We start from the raw sequence: 21,602 nt of genomic DNA on the forward strand, positions 1-21,602 counted from the left end.
TTAGCACATCTATTTAGGTATGATACAAATTATGGTAAATTTGATGGTGAAATAAAGGCTGTTGAAGATGGATTTATGATAAATGGTAAAAAGGTTAGGGTTACGGCGCAAAGAGATCCTCTACAAATACCTTGGAAAGAACTAGGTGTAGAACTTGTAGTAGACTCAACTGGAGCATTTAGGGACAGAGAAGGACTTTCTAAACATATAGAAGCAGGAGCTAAAAAAGTAATAGTTACAGCACCTGCTAAAGGAGAGGACATAACTATAGTTCTTGGAGTAAACGATAAATTATATGATAAGGATAAGCACAATATCATTTCAAACGCATCTTGTACAACAAATTGTTTAGCACCTGTTTCTAAGGTTATATTAGAAAAATTCGGTGTTAAAAAAGGCTTAATGACTACAATTCATGCATATACTGGTGATCAACAACTATTAGACAAAAGACATAAAGACCCAAGAAGAGCTAGAGCCGCAGCTGTAAACGTAGTACCTACTACTACAGGAGCTGCAAAAGCAGTAGCATTAGTACTTCCTGAATTAGAAGGAATATTAAATGGATTTGCAATAAGAGTTCCAGTACCTACAGGATCTCTAGTAGATGTAACCTTCCAAGTAGAAAATAATACTACTGCAGAAGAAGTAAATGCAGCATTAAAAGAAGCAAGTGAAAATGAATTAAAAGGAATATTAGGATTTTCAGAAGAGCCTTTAGTATCTTCTGACTATGTTGGAGATCCTAGATCTTCAATAGTAGATGGACTTTCAACTATGGTAATAGATGACATGGTTAAAATAGTATCTTGGTATGATAATGAATGGGGATATTCTAGAAGAGTTATAGATCTTGCATCACTTGTTGCTAAAAAATAGTTAAATTTTAAGTCGGGTCTTTATAAAGACCCGACTACTAATATTGGGAGGAAAGTTTATGTTAAATAAAAAAACTTTAAAAGATATGGATCTAAAAGGCAAAAAGGTCCTTGTTAGATGTGACTTTAACGTTCCTATGAATGATGAGGGTGAAATTACAGATGATACAAGAATTAGAAGTTCACTTCCTACTATTGAGTATCTTTTAGAGAATAAAGCTAAGATAATTCTTATGTCTCATCTAGGTAGACCAAAAGGAGAGGCAAATCACAAATATAGTCTAAAAGCTGTATCTGAAAAACTTAGTCAAATTCTTGGAAAAGACGTAAAGTTTTTGCAAGATGATAATGTAGTTTCAGAAACAGTAAAAGAAGCTATAAACTCTATGCAAGAAGCTGATATTGTTCTTTTAGAAAACACTCGCTTTAGAAAAGAAGAAACTAAAAACGGAGACAATTTTTCAAAAGAACTTGCATCTCTTGGTGAAATATTTATAAATGATGCCTTTGGTACATCTCACAGAGCACATTCTTCAAATGTTGGAGTGTCAACTTATCTTCCATCAGCTCTTGGTTTTTTAGTAGGTAAAGAGGTAGACATAATGGGCAAAGCATTAGATGACCCCGAAAGACCTTTTTTAGCAATACTTGGCGGGGCTAAAGTTTCAGATAAGATAGGAGTTATAGATAACTTGCTTGAAAAAGTAGATTCTATAATAATAGGTGGAGGAATGGCCTACACTTTTCTTAAAGCTATGGGCTTAGAAGTTGGAACTTCTCTTTTAGAGGAAGAAAAAGTAGCTCTTGCAAAGAGTCTATTAGAAAAAGCTAAAGAAAAAGGTGTAGACCTATTATTACCTACAGATATAGTGGTAGCAAAAGAATTTAAAAATGATACAGAATTTAAAACAGTTAATATAGAAAATATACCGTCAGATATGATGGGACTAGACATTGGAGAAAAGACTATAGAAAAATTTAGAGAAACTATAGCAAAATCTAAAACTATAATATGGAACGGTCCAGTAGGTGTATTTGAAATGGAAAACTTTAGTAAAGGAACTTATGCTGTAGCAGAGGCTTTAGCGGACTCCCATGCAAGCACAATAATAGGTGGAGGAGACTCGGCATCTGCTGTTGAAAAAGCAGGATATTCTGAACAGATGACCCATGTTTCTACTGGAGGCGGAGCATCCCTTGAACTATTAGAGGGGAAAAAACTACCAGGAATAGAAGCTATTTCTAACAAATAAAAATAAAGGAGATGGTAAAATGCGAACTCCTATAATCGCAGGAAATTGGAAAATGAATAAGAATATAAAAGAAAGTTTAGAACTTGTAAATGGGATAAAAGAAAATAACTTAGCAAAAGATGTTGAAAAAGTAATATGCGTTCCCTTTACAGATTTAAAAGATGTAAAAGCAGCTATTAAAGATACAGATATAAAACTTGGTGCTCAAAATATGCATTTTGAAGAATCAGGTGCTTATACAGGTGAGATATCTCCTCTTATGTTAAAAGAGATAGGTGTTGACTATGTGATAATAGGACACTCTGAAAGAAGACAATATTTTAATGAAACGGATGAAACTGTAAATAAAAAGATGAAAACAGCAATAAAACATAGTATAAAACCTATCCTTTGTGTAGGAGAAACATTAGAACAAAGAGAATCAAACAAGGAAAAGGAAATAGTAAAAACTCAAATTGAAGGTGCTTTTAAAGATATAAAAGTAGAAGATGTTGAAAATGTAGTAGTAGCTTACGAACCAATTTGGGCAATAGGAACGGGGAAAACTGCCTCATCAAATGATGCAGAAGATATGATCTCTTTTATCCGTGAAACTTTAAATAGCCTATATGGAGATGTGAGTGAAAATATAAGAATACAATACGGTGGAAGTGTGAAACCAGCAAATGTTAAAGAACTTATGGCTAAAAAAGAAATAGATGGCGCATTAGTTGGAGGAGCGAGCCTTAAAGCAGGAGATTTTACTAAACTTGTAAACTTTTAATTGGAGGAATATATATGAGCAAAAAACCAGTATCTTTGATCATCCTAGATGGTTGGGGATTAGGAAAAGATTACCCAGGAAATGCAATTTCAATAGGGGATACTCCAAATTTTGATAGACTTATGAAAGAAAATCCAAATTCTACTTTAGAAGCAAGTGGAACAGCAGTAGGTCTTCCGGAAGGACAAATGGGAAACTCAGAAGTAGGTCATATAAATATAGGATCGGGAAGAGTGATTTTTCAAGAGCTTCCACGTATCACAAATGCAATTGAAGATGGAAGTTTCTTTAAAAAGAAGGAATTTTTATCCGCTATAGAAAACGCTAAAAAAAATGATGGAAAGATACACTTAATGGGCCTTGTTTCTGATGGAGGAGTCCACAGTCATGTAAAACATTTATATGGTCTTTTAGAACTGATGAAAAAAGAAGATCAAAAAGATGTCTATGTTCATGCAATAATGGATGGAAGAGATGTACATCCTAGATCAGGAAAAGAACAGATAAAAGAACTAGAATCTAAAATGGAAGAACTTGGAGTAGGAGAAATAGCAACAGTATCTGGAAGATATTATACTATGGATAGGGATAAAAGATGGGATAGAACTAAACTTGCCTATGATGCTATTGTGAGGGGCAAAGGCATAAAATCCAATGATGCTGTCCTAGCTGTAAAAAACTCCTATAGTGAAGATGTGACAGATGAGTTTATAATACCAACTGTTATCGAAAAAGATGGTAAAGCTGTGGCTAAAATAGAAGATGGAGATAGTGTTATATTTTTCAACTTTAGACCTGATAGAGCAAGGCAAATCACAAGATCTATAGTAGATACTGATTTTGATGGATTTGATAGAGGGGAAAAAATAAATACCTTTTATGTGACTATGACAAACTATGATAAAACTATAAGCCATGTAATGGTTGCATATACGAGTGAAGCACCTATAAATACACTTTCCCAATATATAAGTTTAAATGATTTAAATCAACTTAAGATGGCTGAAACAGAAAAATATGCTCATGTTACCTTTTTCTTTAATGGTGGGATAGAAGAACCCTATATGAATGAAGATAGAGTTTTAATTCCTTCGCCTAAAGTTGCAACTTATGATCTTCAGCCTGAGATGAGTGCTGAAAAGATAAAGGAAAGTTTAATAGAAAGAATTAATATGGATAAATATGATTTAATTGTTGTAAACTTTGCAAATCCTGATATGGTAGGACATACAGGAATTATACCTGCTGTAGTAGAAGGTGTAGAAACTGTAGACAGATGTCTTGGTGAAGTATTGGAAGTATTAAATAAAAAGGGCGGTAAAACGTTAATAACAGCAGACCATGGAAATGCAGAAGAACTTTTAGATGATAATGGAGATACAGTAACATCTCATACAACAAATAAAGTTCCACTTATATATGTAGGTCAAGATAAAATAAAGCTTGATAATGGAAAACTTTCAGACTTAGCACCTACTTTATTAGAACTTATGGATCTTGAAGGTCCAGAAGAAATGACAGGTAAAAGCTTAATATTAAGGGAGGAATAAATTTGAGTACAATAATTGATGTATATGCAAGAGAAGTGTTAGATTCAAGAGGAAACCCTACAGTAGAGGTAGAGGTAATTACAGAATCAGGAGCTTTTGGTAGAGCTTTAGTACCATCAGGAGCTTCTACAGGTGCTTTTGAAGCTGTAGAATTAAGAGATGGAGATAAAAATAGATATTTAGGAAAAGGTGTAGAAACTGCTGTTGAAAATGTTAACAATATCATAGCAGAAGAGATTATAGGAATGGACGTATTTGATCAAATAATAATAGATAAATACCTTATAGAATTAGATGGGACAGATAACAAAGGTAAATTTGGTGCAAATGCAATACTAGGTGTATCAATGGCAGTTGCAAGGGCGGCAAGTGATTTAATAGGTATGCCATTTTATCAATATATAGGTGGGGTAAATGCAAAAGTACTTCCAGTTCCTATGATGAATATACTAAATGGTGGAGAACACGCTGACAACAATGTTGATATACAAGAATTTATGATAATGCCAGTAGGTGCCAAGACCTTTAAAGAAGCTTTGAGAATGGGTGCTGAAATATTCCATAACTTAAAATCAGTGTTAAAAGAAAAAGGACTTAATACTGCAGTAGGAGATGAAGGTGGATTTGCACCTGATTTATCTAGCAATGAAGAAGCTCTTTCTACTATAGTTTCAGCTATAGAAAAAGCAGGATATAAGCCGGGCGAAGATATTATGCTTGCACTTGATGTAGCAGCTACTGAAATATATAATAAAGATAAGAAAATATATACTCTAGCTGGGGAAGATAAGGAACTAAATGTAGATCAGATGATAGACTTTTATGAAGAACTCGTAAATAAATACCCTATCATATCTATTGAAGATGGATTAGATGAAGATGACTGGGATGGATGGAAAAAAATGACTGATAGACTCGGTGAAAAAGTACAAATAGTTGGGGACGACTTGTTTGTAACTAACACTGAGAGACTTAAAAAAGGAATAGATCTTGAAATATCAAACTCTATCCTTATAAAACTAAATCAAATAGGAACTATAACTGAAACTTTAGATGCTATTGAGCTTGCAAAAATACATGGCTACACTGCAGTAATATCTCATAGATCAGGTGAAACTGAAGATACTATTATAGCTGATTTAGCTGTTGCATTAAATGCAGGACAAATAAAAACAGGTGCACCTTCTAGAACAGATAGGGTAGCTAAGTACAACCAACTATTAAGAATAGAAGATGAACTATGGGACGGAGCAGAATATAGAGGCAAAAACACTTTTTATAATCTAAAAAATAAATAGATAAGTATAAAGGTCTCTGGATATAAACTCGAGAGGCCTTTATTTGTTCATTGTTTTTTTAAGCTCCTTATGGTAGAATATTAATGTTAATAGTGAAGATAATTTATTCGAATAAGGCAAGCAGGAGGTGTAATTATGCAAATGTTTTTTTCCGTATTATTACTTGTATCAGCTCTAGCTGTAATTATAAGTGTTTTACTACAAGAAGGTAGTGGTGGAGGCCTAGGAGCAAGTATGGGTGGTTCTAGCGCTCCAGCATCTATGTGGGGTAAAAGTGGAGGAAAAACTAAAGAATCAATATTACAAAAGGCTACTATGATATCAGCGGCTATATTTATCATATCAGCCTTAGTTTTAGCAGCTAAATAACAAGGAGGAAAGTTTAATGAACGTATTTTTAATATCTGCGCCAATTATAGGTATATTGGCCTTAGTATTTGCTTTTTATAAAGCATCTGGTATCGATAAGGTAGAACCAGGAAATGATCGTATGAAAGAAATTGCAAAGCATATTCAAGACGGAGCAATGGCATTTTTATCTAGACAATATAAATCTCTTGCAATTTTTGTAGTAATATTATTTGCTATACTAGCAGTTGTACTTGGTTGGAAAACAGCTATTAGTTTCTTACTTGGTGCTATATTTTCTGCAATAGCAGGATTTGTAGGTATGAGAGTAGCTACTAAAGCAAATGTAAGAACAGCAAATGCTGCTATGACAGGCGGAATGAACAAGGCACTAGATGTAGCATTCTCAGGTGGAGCAGTAATGGGTATGTGTGTTGTTGGACTTGGACTTTTAGGAGTAGGACAATTATATATAATATTTAGAGATCCACAAATTATAACAGGATTTGGACTTGGTGCATCTTCTATAGCATTATTTGCTAGAGTAGGTGGAGGAATATATACAAAAGCTGCTGATGTTGGAGCAGACCTTGTAGGAAAAGTAGAAGCAGGAATACCTGAAGACGACCCTAGAAACCCTGCAGTTATAGCAGATAACGTAGGAGATAACGTAGGAGACGTAGCAGGTATGGGAGCAGATCTTTTTGAATCATATGTTGGAGCTATTATATCAGCTATAACACTTGGTTTATTAGCATATGGAGAAGAAGGAGCTTTATTTGCTCTAGCGCTTTCAAGTGTTGGAATAGTAGCTTCTATAATAGGAGTATTCTTTGTTAAAGGTGATGGAGATCCTCAAAAATCATTAAATCGTGGTACTTTAATAAGTTCAGCAATAGTAGTAGTTGCTGGATATTTCTTAAGTGGTTCTATACTTGGAGCTCATAAGCCTTTTGCTGCTATAGTAGCAGGATTAGCAGTAGGACTTATAATAGCTAAAATAACAGAATACTTTACATCAGCAGATCACAAACCAGTTCAAAGAATTGCAAAAGAATCAGAAACTGGAGCATCAACAAATATAATAGGAGGGTTATCTGTAGGAATGATGTCTACAGCAGGACCTATTATATTTATAGCAATCGGAATATTAGCAGCATATTACTTAGCAGGTGGAGGAGCAGAAGCTTCTCATGGTTTATATGGTATATCGCTAGCAGCGGTAGGTATGCTTTCTACAGCAGGTATGACTATAGCGGTAGATGCTTACGGACCAGTAGCAGACAATGCTGGTGGTATAGCTGAAATGTGTGAATTACCTGAAGATGTTAGAGATATAACAGATACACTTGACTCAGTTGGAAATACAACTGCAGCTATAGGTAAAGGTTTTGCTATAGGTTCAGCAGCCCTTACATCCTTAGCACTTTTTTCATCTTATACTCAAGCAGTACAAATTGAACTTACATCTATAGACCTAACTAAACCTACAGTTATAGTAGGAGCTTTTATAGGTGGAATGCTTCCATTCTTATTTTCAGCACTTACTATGGATGCAGTAGGAAAAGCTGCTTTTGCAATGATAGAAGAAGTAAGAAGACAATTTAAAGAAATGCCAGGAATCATGGAAGGTACACAAACTCCTGACTATGGTACTTGTGTAGATATAAGCACACAAGCAGCATTAAGAGAAATGATTCTACCAGGAATCTTAGCAGTAGTAGTACCAGTATCTATCGGTTTACTACTAGGTGCAGAAGCACTTGGTGGATTGCTTGCAGGTGCACTTGTAACAGGCGTACTTATGGCTATTTTCATGAGTAATGCTGGAGGAGCTTGGGACAATGCTAAAAAATACGTAGAAGATGGACATCACGGTGGAAAAGGTAGTGAAGCACACAAAGCTGCTGTTACTGGAGACACTGTAGGAGATCCATTCAAAGATACTTCAGGACCATCTTTAAATATACTAGTAAAACTTATGACAATAGTATCCCTTGTATTTGCAGGACTATTCGGAAACGGAATATTTTTCTAAAACAAAATCCCTCTTTAAAGAGGGATTTTTAATATGTTTTATGGAGAAAACAGTAAGTTAATGTAAGATGTTTCAATATCTTACATTATTTTTTATAAAAAGGGTAATTATAAAAGATAAGGATAATTATATATTTAAAGGAGGAAAAAAATGAGTATAAAAGAAAAAATAATAGAGTTTATGTCTAGCAAAGATTATAAACCTATGCTAAAAGAAGAACTTTTAACAAAATTTGAGATACCTATAGAATTCAAAAAAGAATTTTTTAATGTCTTAAAAGACTTGGAAAAAGAAGGCATAATAATAAAGTCATCCAATGAAAGATATGGTAAGATAGATACTGACTATCTAGTAGTGGGAAAGCTTCAAGGACATGAAAGAGGATTTGGATTTGTAATTCCAGAAGAAAAAGAAAATCCAGATGTATATATTGCAGCTGAAGCTATGAATGGAGCTATGCATGGAGATAAAGTGGTTGCAAATGTCATTAAAAGATCTCAAGAAGGAAAGAGACAAGAAGGAGAAATAATAAGGATACTGGAAAGAGAAAATCAATTTATTGTTGGCACATTTGAAGACAATAAAAACTTTGGTTTCTTAATACCAGACAATCAAAAGATATTTCATGATATATTTATACCTAAAGGACGTATAAATAAAGCTAAAAATGGTCAAAAGGTTGTAGTTGAAGTAACAAATTGGCCAGAACCTAGAAGAAACCCAGAGGGAAAAGTTATAGAAGTACTAGGATATCCTAGTGAAACAGGTACAGATGTACTTTCAATTATAAGGCAATTTGACCTTCCGGAAGAATTTCCTGGGAAAGTAAAAAGCTTCGCACAAAACATAGAAGACAGTATATCTCCAGATGAATTAACAGATAGAAAAGATTTAAGGGACCTAAAGATCTTTACAATAGATGGTGCAGATGCCAAAGATTTAGATGATGCTATTTCTATAGAAAAATTAGAAAATGGAAACTATAGCTTAGGAGTTCATATAGCAGATGTATCACATTATGTAAAAGAGAATTCTCCCCTAGATAAAGAAGCTTATAAAAGAGGAAACTCAGTATATCTAGTAGACAGAGTAATTCCAATGTTACCAAAAGAACTTTCAAACGGTATTTGTTCCTTGAATCCTAATGTAGATAGACTTTGTCTTTCTGTTATAATGGAAATAGATGATAATGGGAAAGTTTTATCACATGAAATAGTTGAAAGTGTTATTAATAGTGACAAAAGGTTAGTATACGAAGATGTATCTGACTATCTAGAAGAAGATGATGACGGAGCAAAAGAAAAACTAGATGGGATATTGGAAGAGTTAAACTTGATGAAAGAACTCATGGAAATATTAAGAGCCCAAAGAGAAGAAAGAGGAAGCATTGACTTTAATTTTCCCGAAACACAAATAATACTAGATAAAAAAGGAAAACCTGTAGATATAAAAAAGGCTGATAGAAGAATAGCTAATAGGATGATAAAAGAGTTTATGCTTGTAACAAATGAAACTGTAGCAGAACAATTCTATTGGTCAGAAATTCCATTTCTCTATAGAATACACGAAGATCCTTCTGAAGAAAAAATAGCTGCATTTAGTAAATTTATTTATAATTTAGGGTATAAACTTAAAGGAAAAGAAATACACCCAAAAGATTTGCAGATATTAACTGAAGAAATAGAAGGTAAAAAAGAAGAGTTAGTTATATCTACAATGATGCTTAGATCACTTAAAAAAGCTAAATATAGTATGGAGCAAAACACACACTTTGGTTTAGCAGCAAAGTACTATTCACATTTTACAGCTCCTATAAGAAGATATCCAGATCTTACTATTCATAGAATAATAAAAGACTTTATAAAAGGTAATATGAATTCAAATAAACAAAGTACACTAGAAAAGGAATTACCAGATATAGCAGAACACACTTCATTTACTGAAAGAATAGCAGAAGAGGCTGAAAGAGAAGTAGAAGATTTAAAGATGACAGAATATATGAGTGAAAGAATAGGCGAAGAATATGAAGGTATAATTTCTTCACTTACAAACTTTGGTATGTTTATACAACTTGAAAATACTATAGAAGGACTTGTGCCATTTAGTCAAATGATAGATGACTATTATCAGTTTGATGAAGAAAATCTACAAATAATAGGAGAAAGAAGTAAAAAAACATATAATTTAGGAGATAAAGTTAAAATTGAAGTAGTTGGAGCCGATATATCTAGAAGTAATATTGATTTCCAGCTTATCGGATAAAGTAATAAAAATAGAAGGTGAGACTATGGCAAAGACAGGTATAAAGATTGTAGCTAGCAATAGAAAAGCAAGACATGACTTCTTTATAGATGATAGTTTAGAAGTTGGCATATCTCTTAAGGGTACAGAAGTAAAATCTATAAGAGAAGGAAGAATAAACTTAAAAGAAAGTTATGCAAGTATTGACGATGGAGAAGTATTTATAAATAATATGCATATAAGTCCTTATAAACAAGGGAATATTCAAAATGTAGACCCTATTAGGAAAAGAAAATTACTTCTTCATAAAAGGCAAATAAGAAAACTAAAACAAGATACCTTAACTAAGAATGCGACTCTTGTACCATTAAAAGCTTATATAAAAAATGGTAAAATAAAAATAGAACTTGCAACAGCTAGAGGTAAAAAACTATATGATAAAAGACGAGATATAGCCAAAAAGGATGCTGAAAGAAGAATGAGACAACACTCTAGCGAAAAATATGATTAGATTTAAAAAGCCAAGAGTTTTACTCTTGGCAAGTTTTATATAAAAAGGGGGAATGTTGGAAGTGTGGAAAGAAGAATATAAAGTAGGTATTGAATTAATAGATACCCAGCATAAAGAACTATTTGAAAAGCTAGAAGGATTTATAATGATAGCTAGAGATAAAGAAATAAGTTGGGAAAATCGTTTAGAAAAAGTACGTGAATCTCTAGATTTTTTAAAAAGATATGTAGAGTTTCATTTTGATGAAGAGGAAAAACTTCAAGAAAGAATAGACTATCCTTATATTGAAGAGCATAAAGAGGCACACAAAAATTTTAAAGCTGGAATAAATTCATATGTTGATATATTTTTAGATGGTGGATTTACTGAAGAAAAAATACAGGAGTTTAGTGCAAAACTTATGACATGGTTAATCATGCATGTGGGGCATATGGATCAAAAGATAGGTAAATACATGAAAGAAAAGGGTGATATTTAAATGAAGGCTGAATATATTAATTCATTTTATGGAGCAACTGAAGAAGTTTTTAAACTAATGCTTAACTTAGAAGTTAAAAGAGGGGACCTAGAAATTATAGAAGGATTTAGTAAAAGTAAAGATGCCAATGTTACCCTTGGAGTGACAGGAGAGTTAAAAGGTAATGTACAATTCAGCTTTTCTAAAGATATGACACTAGAGATGGTTAAAATAATGGCAGGAATGGAAATGGAAGAGATAGATGTATTTGTATCTTCAGCTCTTGGAGAAGTTGCAAATATAATAAGTGGAAATGCAGTAACAAGACTTGCATCACATGATTATAAATGTGATATAACACCTCCACAAATAACCGTAGGTGAACATCAGTCAATTTCAATGGCAAATAAAAAAGCTCTACATATACCCGTGTTAACTGATATAGGTGAATTTGGAATAGATGTATTTTTACCAGAGTAAAGGAATTATAATAATATTTTAAATTTTAAGGTAAGAAGGTAGTGGAAAATTTCCACCACCTTTTTTATTTGAAAATTTTTAATTCTAGTTTAGAATATTTAAAAAATATGGTAACTATATATAAGAAGTGATATTATAAATATATAGATAGATTATTATATAACTAATTGAGGTGTTTAATATAAAAAAATATATTATAGTATTTATATTGTTGCTTGCTCTATTAACTTCTTGTACAAATATACAAATAGAGATACCAGAAGATATTGTAAATATCTTTGAAGTTAAAGATAAGGAAGATATAGATAAAGAAAATCCTAAAGATGAAAAGACAAATGAAGAAGAAAAGACAAATGAAGAAAAAAAGACAAATGAAGAAAAATCAATAGAGATAAAAGATGTAGAAGAATTAGAAACAAGTGAAAAACTATTAGAGATGGAAAATGAAATGATAGATTTGGTTAATGAAGAAAGGGAAAAAGGTGGTTTAAATAAATTAGAATTAGATAAAGAACTCAGAGATGTTGCTAGAATAAAATCTAAAGATATTTCAAAAAATAATTACTTTGATCACACTTCACCAACATACGGTACTCCTTTTGAAATGATGGATCAATTTGGAATAAGTTTTATAGAAGCAGCTGAAAATTTAGCAGGACATCATTCTGTGAAACTTGCTCATCAAGGACTAATGGACTCCAAGGGACATAGAGAAAACATATTGAGACCTGGCCTTACTCATATAGGTATTGGTATTCAGACAGATGACAAATATGGTTATATATTTACACAGATGTTTATAAGAAAAAAATAGGATAATACTAAAAAACGAATTATTTGACATTAGGGATTAATTTTGCTATAATTAAGATTGCTGAAATTTAATGATTTCAATATCTGGGGGCGTCTAGGTTTCGACGGGGATATGGAATCGAGAGTAGCGAGTCGTTGTCGCCGATCAACGTAAAAAGTGGCACGAACAATAATTGACAACAATAATTACGCATTTGCAGCTTAGTTAAAGCTGTCCGTTCTATCTAGGTAGCCCACGGCTTGGAATAGAACGTCAACTTAGTGGGGAACCGAGCCAGGGAAAGCTTTGACCCTGGAACGGAACTTATGAAGCTACTAAGGTCTATATCCTGTTAGTAGGAGATAGACTAAGGGAATGTTAAATTACTAACTGCACTCGGAGAAACTTTCGTGGAAGTGTTTTCGGACGTGGGTTCGATTCAAAATGAGAGTCGCCCTATAGAGAAATCTATAGGTGAAAACTTGGCTTTATCGGTGAAGGCTTTAAAATGCTAATACCGAGGGATATGTAGAGAAATCTAACAGTCCTGTATCGACTTATAGGCTACTAAGTCAATAGATAAGTAGCACTAGGATGAAAGGTAAAAACTAAAATATACTTTCATAATACGCCAAGAAGCTTTTAAAAAAGCTTAAGATATAGTCAGGGCCTTTAGGAAACTATAGGAAGATCCGTCCCACCGCCTCCACCATACATAAATATTAAAACACTAGTTGAATAATTCAACTAGTGTTTTTTATATTGTTAAAAACTCTTTTTAATAATAAGATTAAGCTATATAAATAAACATCATAAACTTGTCATTTTCATAGTCTAAGACTATAATAGAGATAGGTAAATACTGAAATAAAAACTGACAATAAATGATTAGACGGAGGAAACAAGATGGCAATGAAGAAAAGTGAACTTTATAGTAAACTATGGAAAAGTTGTGATGAATTAAGAGGTGGTATGGATGCATCTCAATATAAAAACTACATATTGGTACTATTATTTATGAGATATGTGACAGATAAATATTATGGTAAGAAAGATTCTTTAATTATAATACCAAAAGGTGGTAGTTTTTATGATCTTTCTGAGCTAAAGGGAAATCCAGAAATTGGAGATAAAACAAATATAGTTATTAAAAAAATGGCAGAAGCTAATGACCTAGTAGGAGTTATAACAATTGCAGATTTTAATGATTCAGATAAATTAGGAAAAGGAAAAGAAATGGTCGATAGGTTAACTAATCTTGTAGCCATATTTGAAGATGAACAATTAGACTTTACTGGTAATGGGGCAGAGGGAGACGATATTTTAGGTGACGCTTATGAATATCTAATGAAACACTTTGCAACTGAATCAGGTAAAAGTAAGGGCCAATTCTATACACCAGCAGAAGTATCACGAGTGATGGCTCAAATAATAGGTATAGATAAGGCCATAAGTCAATCCCAAACCATATATGACCCAACCTGCGGAAGTGGATCACTACTCTTAAAAGCTGCAGATGAAGCAGAGAGAGGAGTTACTATTTACGGTCAGGAAAAAGATGTTGCAACGGTTGCATTAGCTAAGATGAATATGATCTTACATGACAATGAAATCGCTGATATCAAACAAGGTGATACTATTACATCGCCAGAGTTTAAGGATAGAGATGGATCGATTAAAAGATTTGACTTTGCAGTAGCCAATCCTCCCTTTTCAACTAAATCTTGGAGCAATGGAATTGATCCAATGAACGATGAATTTGATAGATTTACAGGCTACGGAATACCGCCAGCTAAAAATGGAGACTATGCTTTTCTTTTACACTTTATCAAATCTTTAAAAAATAGGGGTAAGGGAGCTATAATCCTACCTCATGGTGTACTTTTTAGAGGAAACGTAGAAGGGGAAATTAGAAAAAATATCATTAGAAGAGGATACTTAAAGGGAATAATAGGCCTACCTGCCAATATGTTTTACGGTACAGGAATCCCAGCTGCTATACTAGTAATAGATAAGGAAGATGCTGAAGCTAGAAAAGGCCTGTTTATGATAGATGCTAGCAAGGGATTTATTAAAGATGGTAACAAAAATAGACTTAGGGAACAAGATGTTCATAAGATAGTAGATGTCTTTAATAAAGGTAGAGAAATACCTAAATATTCTAGGATGGTAGCTATAGCAGAAATAAAAGAAAATGAATACAATTTAAATATACCAAGATATATAGACAATCAAGAAGAGGAAGATATCCAAGACATTTCAGCCCATCTCCTAGGCGATATACCAAATGCTGATATAGATGAACTTAAAAACTATTGGGATGAATATCCTACACTGAGACAAGCTTTATTTTCAGAAGGAGATCATAGTGGATATAGTAAGTTGAATGTTAAGGTAGAAGATTTAAAGGAAACAATATTTAACCACCGTGAATTTATAGCTTACGCAGATGAAATAAATATTATTATAAAAAGCTGGTCCCAAAATCATAGGGAAAGCTTTCAATCTATAAAAGGGGACACAGATGCTAAAAAACTAATCCAAGAAATATCAGAAGATTTACTAGAATCATTTGCAGGAAAAATTTTAATAGATAAATATGATATATACCAATACCTAATGAACTATTGGCTGGAGACTATGAAAGATGATGTCTACATAGTAAAAGACCATGGATGGATAGGAGACAAGGACCTAGTACCAAGAGAACTAATTATTGAGAAGTTCTTCCAAACTCAAAAGGAAGCTATAGAAGAATATGAAGTAGAAAAAGATGAGGCCAATAGAGAAAAAGAAGAATTTGAAGAAGAACATAGTGGTGAAGATGGAATACTTGAAGAGCTAAAAAATGATAGGGGTAATATAACTAAGGGAGCTATAAATAAATATATAAAAGAAAACAAAGACCATCCTGAATATAAGGAAGAAGTAAAAGTGGTTAAAAGATATTTAAGCCTAGTAGATAGTGTATCTGCTATAAATAAAAAAGTAAGAGATGAAAGTAAAGACCTAGAAAAGAAAGTTGATGAAAAGTATAAAACTTTAAGAGAAGCAGAAGTTAAAGAACTAGTTGTAGACTTTAAGTGGATACCTTATATAAAAGAGGAAGTAAACGGAGAAATGGATAGAATCTCCCATAGACTTACTTCAAGAATAAGCCAATTAGCTGAAAGATACCAAGATACTTTGGAAGAATTAGAAAAAGAAGTAGAAGAATATTCTAATAAGGTGGAAGAACATTTACAAAGGATGGGATTCCAATGGTAGAAGAAATAAAGCTAAGAGAAGGTTATAAGATAACTGAGGTAGGGATTATACCTGAGGATTGGGAAGTTTCTATGCTAAAAGATAATATTATATCAGAGCCAAGATATGGTATTAATGCAGCAGCTGTTGATTATAACGAGTCATTACCAACATACTTAAGGATAACAGATATATCTGAAAGTGGTCATTTTATCAAATCGAATAAAAAATCTGTTAAAAATGAAGCGTCGGATAATTATTATTTAGAAGATGGAGATTTAGTCTTTGCAAGAACTGGTGCAAGTACAGGTAAAACTTATTTATATAATAAGAAAGATGGTAGATTGGTATATGCTGGTTTTTTAATAAAAGTAACTCCAAATAAAAAGGTGTTAAATCCAAGCTATTTGAAATTTTTCACACACACTGGCAGATATAGAAATTGGGTTAAGGTAATGTCCATGAGAAGTGGACAACCAGGAATTAACGGAAAAGAATACTCTGAAATGAATATTCCTTTACCACCACTATCTGAACAAAAAGCTATAGCCACTGTCCTAACTGACACTGAAAACTTGATTGCTTCTTTAGAAAAACTAATTGAGAAAAAAGAAAAGATAAAAGAAGGAACTATGCAAGAGCTTTTAACAGGTAAAAAAAGATTAGATGGATTTAGTGGGGAATGGGAAGTTAAGAAATTAGGTGATATATGTATAATGTATGCTGGAGGTACACCCTTATCTTCTAAACCTAGTTATTATAATGGAAATATTAAATGGATCACATCAGGAGATTTAAATAGAAAAATTATTAATGATGTCGACGGAAAAATAACTATGGAAGGACTAGAAAACTCATCTGCAAAGATGGTTAAAGGAAGAACTCTATTATTAGCTTTATATGGGGCTACAGCAGGAGTTGCAGCTATAACAAATATAAATGCTGCAATAAACCAAGCTGTGTTAGCCATATTACCTAAAAAGGATAGTTTTATGTATTTATACTATAAATTAGCACTTTTAAAAAAACATATTATAAAAACTTATACACAAGGTGGGCAACCAAATCTAAGTGGTAGTATTGTGAAACAAATTGAATTATCCTTCCCACCACTAAAAGAACAAGAAGCAATAGCACAAATCCTATCAGACATGGACAAAGAAATATCACTACTAGAAGAAAAGTTATCCAAATATAAAACTATCAAGCAGGGCATGATGCAAGAACTATTGACGGGGAGGACTAGGTTGATATGAGAAATGTAGGTCAAGTAGAAAGGAAAACTCAAAGTAGGATAGTTAAGCTTTTTTCTAACAAGCTTGGCTACAAATATTTGGGAGACTGGAAAGATAGGGAGGATAACTCTAATATAGAAAAAGACTATCTTAAAAAATACCTATCCAAAAAGGGCTATAGTCTTGAATTGAGTAAAAAAGCAATAGCTAAGCTTGAAATTGCAGCTAAAAATCAGATTGATAAACTTTATTATGTAAATAAAGAAGTTTATTCAATGATACGTTACGGTGTTCAAGTCAAAGAAGATATAGAAGATCAGTATGAAACTGTATCTTTTATTGACTTTGATAATCCATTTGAAAATGACTTCTACCTAGCAGAAGAAGTATCCATAAAGGGTGAGCATACTAAAAGACCAGATCTAGTTCTTTATGTAAATGGGATAGCTCTAGGAATAATAGAGTTAAAGAGAAGTACTGTATCCTTATCCCAGGGAATTAGACAAAACCTAGACAATCAAAAGAAACAATTTATAAAACCATTTTTCCATACTATGCAAATAATTATGGCAGGCAATGATACAGAAGGTATGAAGTATGGAACTATTGAAACCGGGGAAAAACATTATCTGACTTGGAAAGAAGATAAAAAAGTTAAAGATACCTTATCAAATCATATTGAAGATAAGCTTAAAGATGAAGAATATTTAATTGATAGACAGATAATAGGGCTATGTGATAAGGAAAGATTTCTTGAAATTATCCATGATTTTGTAGTTTTTGATAGAGGAATAAAAAAACTTTCAAGACCTAACCAATACTTTGGCGTAAATGCATCAATTGAAAGAGTAAAAAAACGTCAAGGTGGAATAATCTGGCATACTCAAGGTAGTGGAAAAAGCCTTATTATGGTTTGGCTAGCTAAATGGATAAGAGAAAACATTCCAGAGTCTCGTATTTTAATTATTACAGATAGGGATGAATTAGATAGACAAATTGAGAAGGTTTTTAAAGGTGTCGATGAAGATGTCTATAGAACAAAAAGTGGCCAAGATTTAATAGAAAAGTTAAACTCTACTACGCCCCTATTATTAACTTCACTAATACATAAATTTGGACGTAAAGAAGGAGAAGTTAAGGAAGCGGATTATGATAATTATATTTCTGATATAAAAAAGAGTTTGCCCAAAGACTTTAAAGCTAAGGGAGATATTTATGTATTTGTAGATGAGTGTCATAGAACACAATCTGGTAAACTTCATGAAGCTATGAAAACTATAGTACCTAATGGCTTATTTATTGGTTTTACTGGGACACCCCTATTAAAAAAAGATAAACAAAAGAGTATAGAAGTATTTGGTTCTTATATTCATACCTATAAATTTGATGAGGCAGTTAAAGATGGGGTAGTTTTAGATCTAAGATACCAAGCAAGAGATATAGAACAGGATATATCATCTCAAGAAAAAATAGATAAGTGGTTTGAATCTAAAACTCGTGGTCTTACAGACTATGCCATAGTAAAGTTAAAGCAAAGATGGGGAACTATGCAAAAGGTTTTAAGCTCTAAATCTAGGTTGTCCCAAATAGTTACTGACATTATATACGATATGGAAACAGAGGAAAGACTTCAAAAAGGTAATGGAAATGCTATCTTAGTTGCTGGTAGTATATATGAAGCTTGTAAGTATTATGAACTTTTCCAATCAGCAGGCCTTAAAAAGTGTGCTATTATAACGTCATATTCTCCAAATATATCAGATGTTAAAGGTGAAACAACAGGTGAAGATAGAGAATCTGAAAACATAGAAAAATATGAAATATATAGGGAAATGCTAAATGGTAAAAAAGCAGAAGAATTTGAAGAAGAAGTTAAAAAACAATTCGTAGAAGAACCAGGGCAGATGAGACTTTTAATAGTTGTAGACAAACTACTTACAGGTTTTGATGCTCCACCTGCTACCTATCTTTATATAGATAAAAGTATGCAAGATCATGGGCTTTTTCAAGCTATTTGCCGGGTAAATCGTTTAGATGATGAAGATAAAGAATATGGCTATATTATAGATTATAAAGACCTCTTTAAAAGTTTAGAAAAGAGCATAGAAGACTATACTTCTGAAGCATTTGAAGCCTATGATAAGGAAGATATAGAAGGACTACTTTCTAATAGGATAGACAAGGGAGCAGAAAGACTAGACACGGCCCTAGACAGCTTGAAAGCCTTATGTGAACCAGTTGCTCCACCAAGAGACACTCTTGCTTATATCAAGTATTTTGTAGCAGAAGATACAATGGATAAAGACGCTGTAAAGGAAAATGAGCAAAGAAGGCAGGCGCTATATAAACATGTAGTATCCTTTATTAGGGCCTATGCAAATATTGCAAATGACATGGAGGAAGCTGGATATTCTAAGGGAGAAAGACAAGATATTATCGGAGAAACTAAAAAATATGATATTATCCGTCATGAGGTTATGCATGCATCAGGAGATTATATAGATCTTAAAGCTTATGAAGGGGATATGAGACATCTTATAGATTCTTACATATATGCTAGGCCAAGTGAAAAGATATCTGAACTTGGAGATTTAACTCTTGTTGAACTTATAGTTGAAAGAGGGTTAGATGCTGTAGATTCTTTACCACATGGTATAAGAAAAGATAAGGAAGCTGTAGCAGAGACAATTGAAAACAATGTAAGAAAACTTATAATAGAAGAAACGCCAACAAATCCAAAGTATTATGAAAAGATGTCTATATTGTTAGATGAAATTATCAAGTTAAGAAAAGAACAAGCCCTAGAATATGAAGAATATTTGAAAGAAATAATAGAGTTAACTAAGGAAGCCAAAGATCCAAGTAAGTCTTTTTCTTATCCTAGAAGCATAGATTCAGGCGCTAAAAGAGCTCTATTTGACAACTTAGGTCAAGATGAAGAGATTGCTTTAGGAATAGATGAAAATCTTAAGTTTAATAGGCCAGATGGCTGGAGGGGTAGTAGGATAAAGGAGCGTCTGGTTAGAAGTATAGTTGCAGAACATATTGATGATGAAGATAAGCTTGATGAAATATTTGAACTAGTAAAGGAACAAGGTGAGTATTAAATTGAATAATATTGTAATAGCAGATATAGATATTGAAGTGTTACAAAAGAAGATAAAAAACATACATCTGTCTGTCCATCCACCCAATGGTAGGGTTAGACTTGCTGTACCAAAAAACATGGATGAGGAAGCTATTAGAATATTTGCTATATCAAAACTATCCTGGATAAGAAAACAACAAGCTAAGTTTATTATTCAAGAGAGGCAGACTCCTAGGGAGTTTTTATCAGGAGAAAGTCATTATTTTCTAGGAGATAGATACCTCTTAAATCTACTTGAAACTAAGGGAAAACAATGTGTAGAAATAAATAATAAAAAAGATATAGATCTTTATGTAAGGAAAAACTCTACAAAAGAAAAACGTGAAAAGATTATGACAGAATGGTATAGAGAAGAATTAAAAAAGATTATACCAGGATATATAAAAAAATGGGAAGCTATAATGGGAGTAGAAGTTGAAGAGTGGGGAGTTAAGCTCATGAAAACTAGGTGGGGTTCTTGCAATATAAATGCCAAAAGGATCTGGATAAACTTAGAATTAGCTAAGAAAAACCCAAGATGTCTAGAATATATTGTTGTCCATGAGATGACACATTTACTTGAAAGAAAGCACAATGATAGATTTAAAGCTTACATGGATAAATTTCTACCAAATTGGAGAAGTATTAAGGCCGAGTTAAATGGATTGATATTTGAAGATTAAAGTTTCAAATAGAACTTTCATAATACAAATATTGATACAACCCAAACCTCTTGACTTCAATGGGTTTTCTTGTTTTTAAAAATAAAGAATAAGGATAGTAGGCTAAGTAACTGATTTATATTAATATCATGCTAAGCAATAATTGTTTATGATAGTGTGTACCACTTTGTTGCTGGGGGAGAAGAATAACTAGGCAGACAAGATACCTTTGAACTCATCGGAAGGGAATATTATAATTTTTTAGAAGTAATTCTTTTGATTTTGATATAATAAATAAAAGAGATAAAGAAGGAGGTTATTATATGGAAAATATACCAAGAGGAAGTTTTATGAAAGTAATTGGGTTAGTAGTTTTTTTAATTCCTATGTCATTTTTATTTCATTACATAGAAACCTCTGTATTCACAAATGCATCCATTTTTGCCTTTATAGGGATTTTTCTATTTATTGTTTTGGCAGGTCTAATATCTGTTAAAAGCAAAGCAATTTTTATTGTTTCAATAAACACTTTAAGTATTTTATTGTCAATAATTTTAGGGAGAAGGTTTATAACTTCTCCAAATGAATCTTGGTTTAATCCTTTTGGAATGAATTTGGCCATTGTATTTACTGGAATTATTATTTTAATTGGAATATTAATAGTTAGATTCCTTGCAAATATAATATTTAAAAAACACTAAAGACCTTGTAGGATATAAGGA

At 32.5% G+C, this 21,602-nt stretch carries 17 protein-coding genes and 1 other RNA gene; all 18 read left to right on the plus strand.

Annotated elements, in window-relative coordinates; genetic code table 11:
* On the plus strand, positions 1 to 879 hold an 879-nt coding region (gene gap, locus ACTHW2_RS02555), incomplete at its 5' end, for a type I glyceraldehyde-3-phosphate dehydrogenase (RefSeq protein ID WP_442262165.1).
* A 58-nt stretch (positions 880 to 937) separates the two neighbouring features.
* A complete protein-coding gene (locus ACTHW2_RS02560; RefSeq protein ID WP_442262166.1) occupies positions 938 to 2,131 on the plus strand; it encodes a phosphoglycerate kinase in 1,194 nt (397 codons plus the stop codon).
* A gap of 19 nt (positions 2,132 to 2,150) precedes the next feature.
* A complete protein-coding gene (gene tpiA, locus ACTHW2_RS02565) occupies positions 2,151 to 2,894 on the plus strand; it encodes a triose-phosphate isomerase (RefSeq protein WP_442262167.1) in 744 nt (247 codons plus the stop codon).
* 14 nt (positions 2,895 to 2,908) lie between these two features.
* The gene (gpmI, locus tag ACTHW2_RS02570; protein WP_442262168.1) at positions 2,909 to 4,444 is read left to right on the plus strand and encodes a 2,3-bisphosphoglycerate-independent phosphoglycerate mutase; all 1,536 of its coding nucleotides are present in this window, start codon (positions 2,909 to 2,911) and stop codon (positions 4,442 to 4,444) included.
* Between the two features lie 2 nt (positions 4,445 to 4,446).
* A complete protein-coding gene (gene eno / locus ACTHW2_RS02575) occupies positions 4,447 to 5,742 on the plus strand; it encodes a phosphopyruvate hydratase (RefSeq protein WP_442262169.1) in 1,296 nt (431 codons plus the stop codon).
* A 135-nt stretch (positions 5,743 to 5,877) separates the two neighbouring features.
* The gene (gene secG, locus ACTHW2_RS02580) at positions 5,878 to 6,111 is read left to right on the plus strand and encodes a preprotein translocase subunit SecG (RefSeq protein WP_442262170.1); all 234 of its coding nucleotides are present in this window, start codon (positions 5,878 to 5,880) and stop codon (positions 6,109 to 6,111) included.
* A gap of 16 nt (positions 6,112 to 6,127) precedes the next feature.
* Entirely contained in the window at positions 6,128 to 8,128 is a 2,001-nt protein-coding gene (locus ACTHW2_RS02585) for a sodium-translocating pyrophosphatase (protein WP_442262171.1), read from the plus strand.
* Positions 8,129 to 8,278: 150 nt separating this feature from the next.
* Positions 8,279 to 10,390 carry a ribonuclease R gene (gene rnr / locus ACTHW2_RS02590; protein ID WP_442262172.1) on the plus strand — a complete coding sequence of 704 codons (2,112 nt, stop codon included), beginning with the start codon at positions 8,279 to 8,281 and terminating at the stop codon, positions 10,388 to 10,390.
* A gap of 25 nt (positions 10,391 to 10,415) precedes the next feature.
* The gene (gene smpB / locus ACTHW2_RS02595; protein ID WP_442262173.1) at positions 10,416 to 10,880 is read left to right on the plus strand and encodes an SsrA-binding protein SmpB; all 465 of its coding nucleotides are present in this window, start codon (positions 10,416 to 10,418) and stop codon (positions 10,878 to 10,880) included.
* A 52-nt stretch (positions 10,881 to 10,932) separates the two neighbouring features.
* On the plus strand, positions 10,933 to 11,358 hold the full coding sequence (locus ACTHW2_RS02600; protein WP_442262174.1) for a bacteriohemerythrin: 426 nt from the start codon (positions 10,933 to 10,935) through the stop codon (positions 11,356 to 11,358).
* Positions 11,359 to 11,817: a chemotaxis protein CheX gene (locus tag ACTHW2_RS02605; protein ID WP_442262175.1), complete on the plus strand. Its 459-nt coding sequence runs from the start codon at positions 11,359 to 11,361 to the stop codon at positions 11,815 to 11,817.
* Positions 11,818 to 11,989: 172 nt separating this feature from the next.
* Entirely contained in the window at positions 11,990 to 12,631 is a 642-nt protein-coding gene (locus ACTHW2_RS02610; protein WP_442262176.1) for a CAP domain-containing protein, read from the plus strand.
* Positions 12,632 to 12,724: 93 nt separating this feature from the next.
* Positions 12,725 to 13,052, plus strand: a transfer-messenger RNA (tmRNA) gene (gene ssrA / locus ACTHW2_RS02615).
* Positions 13,053 to 13,516: 464 nt separating this feature from the next.
* Entirely contained in the window at positions 13,517 to 15,877 is a 2,361-nt protein-coding gene (locus tag ACTHW2_RS02620; protein ID WP_442262177.1) for a type I restriction-modification system subunit M, read from the plus strand.
* Complete coding sequence (locus tag ACTHW2_RS02625; protein ID WP_442262178.1) at positions 15,871 to 17,112, plus strand: restriction endonuclease subunit S; 1,242 nt, start codon at positions 15,871 to 15,873, stop codon at positions 17,110 to 17,112. The genes ACTHW2_RS02620 and ACTHW2_RS02625 overlap by 7 nt, the downstream gene beginning before the upstream one ends.
* Positions 17,109 to 20,198, plus strand: coding sequence for a type I restriction endonuclease subunit R (locus ACTHW2_RS02630; protein WP_442262179.1), 3,090 nt, complete (start codon positions 17,109 to 17,111; stop codon positions 20,196 to 20,198). Before ACTHW2_RS02625 ends, ACTHW2_RS02630 begins: the two co-directional genes overlap by 4 nt.
* Position 20,199: 1 nt before the next feature.
* On the plus strand, positions 20,200 to 20,901 hold the full coding sequence (locus tag ACTHW2_RS02635; RefSeq protein WP_442262180.1) for a M48 family metallopeptidase: 702 nt from the start codon (positions 20,200 to 20,202) through the stop codon (positions 20,899 to 20,901).
* Positions 20,902 to 21,203: 302 nt separating this feature from the next.
* Complete coding sequence (locus ACTHW2_RS02640; protein WP_442262181.1) at positions 21,204 to 21,581, plus strand: hypothetical protein; 378 nt, start codon at positions 21,204 to 21,206, stop codon at positions 21,579 to 21,581.
* The last annotated feature ends 21 nt before the right edge of the window (positions 21,582 to 21,602 follow it).

Source organism: Tissierella sp. (assembly GCF_052089545.1).
Lineage (GTDB): Bacteria > Bacillota > Clostridia > Tissierellales > Tissierellaceae > Tissierella_A.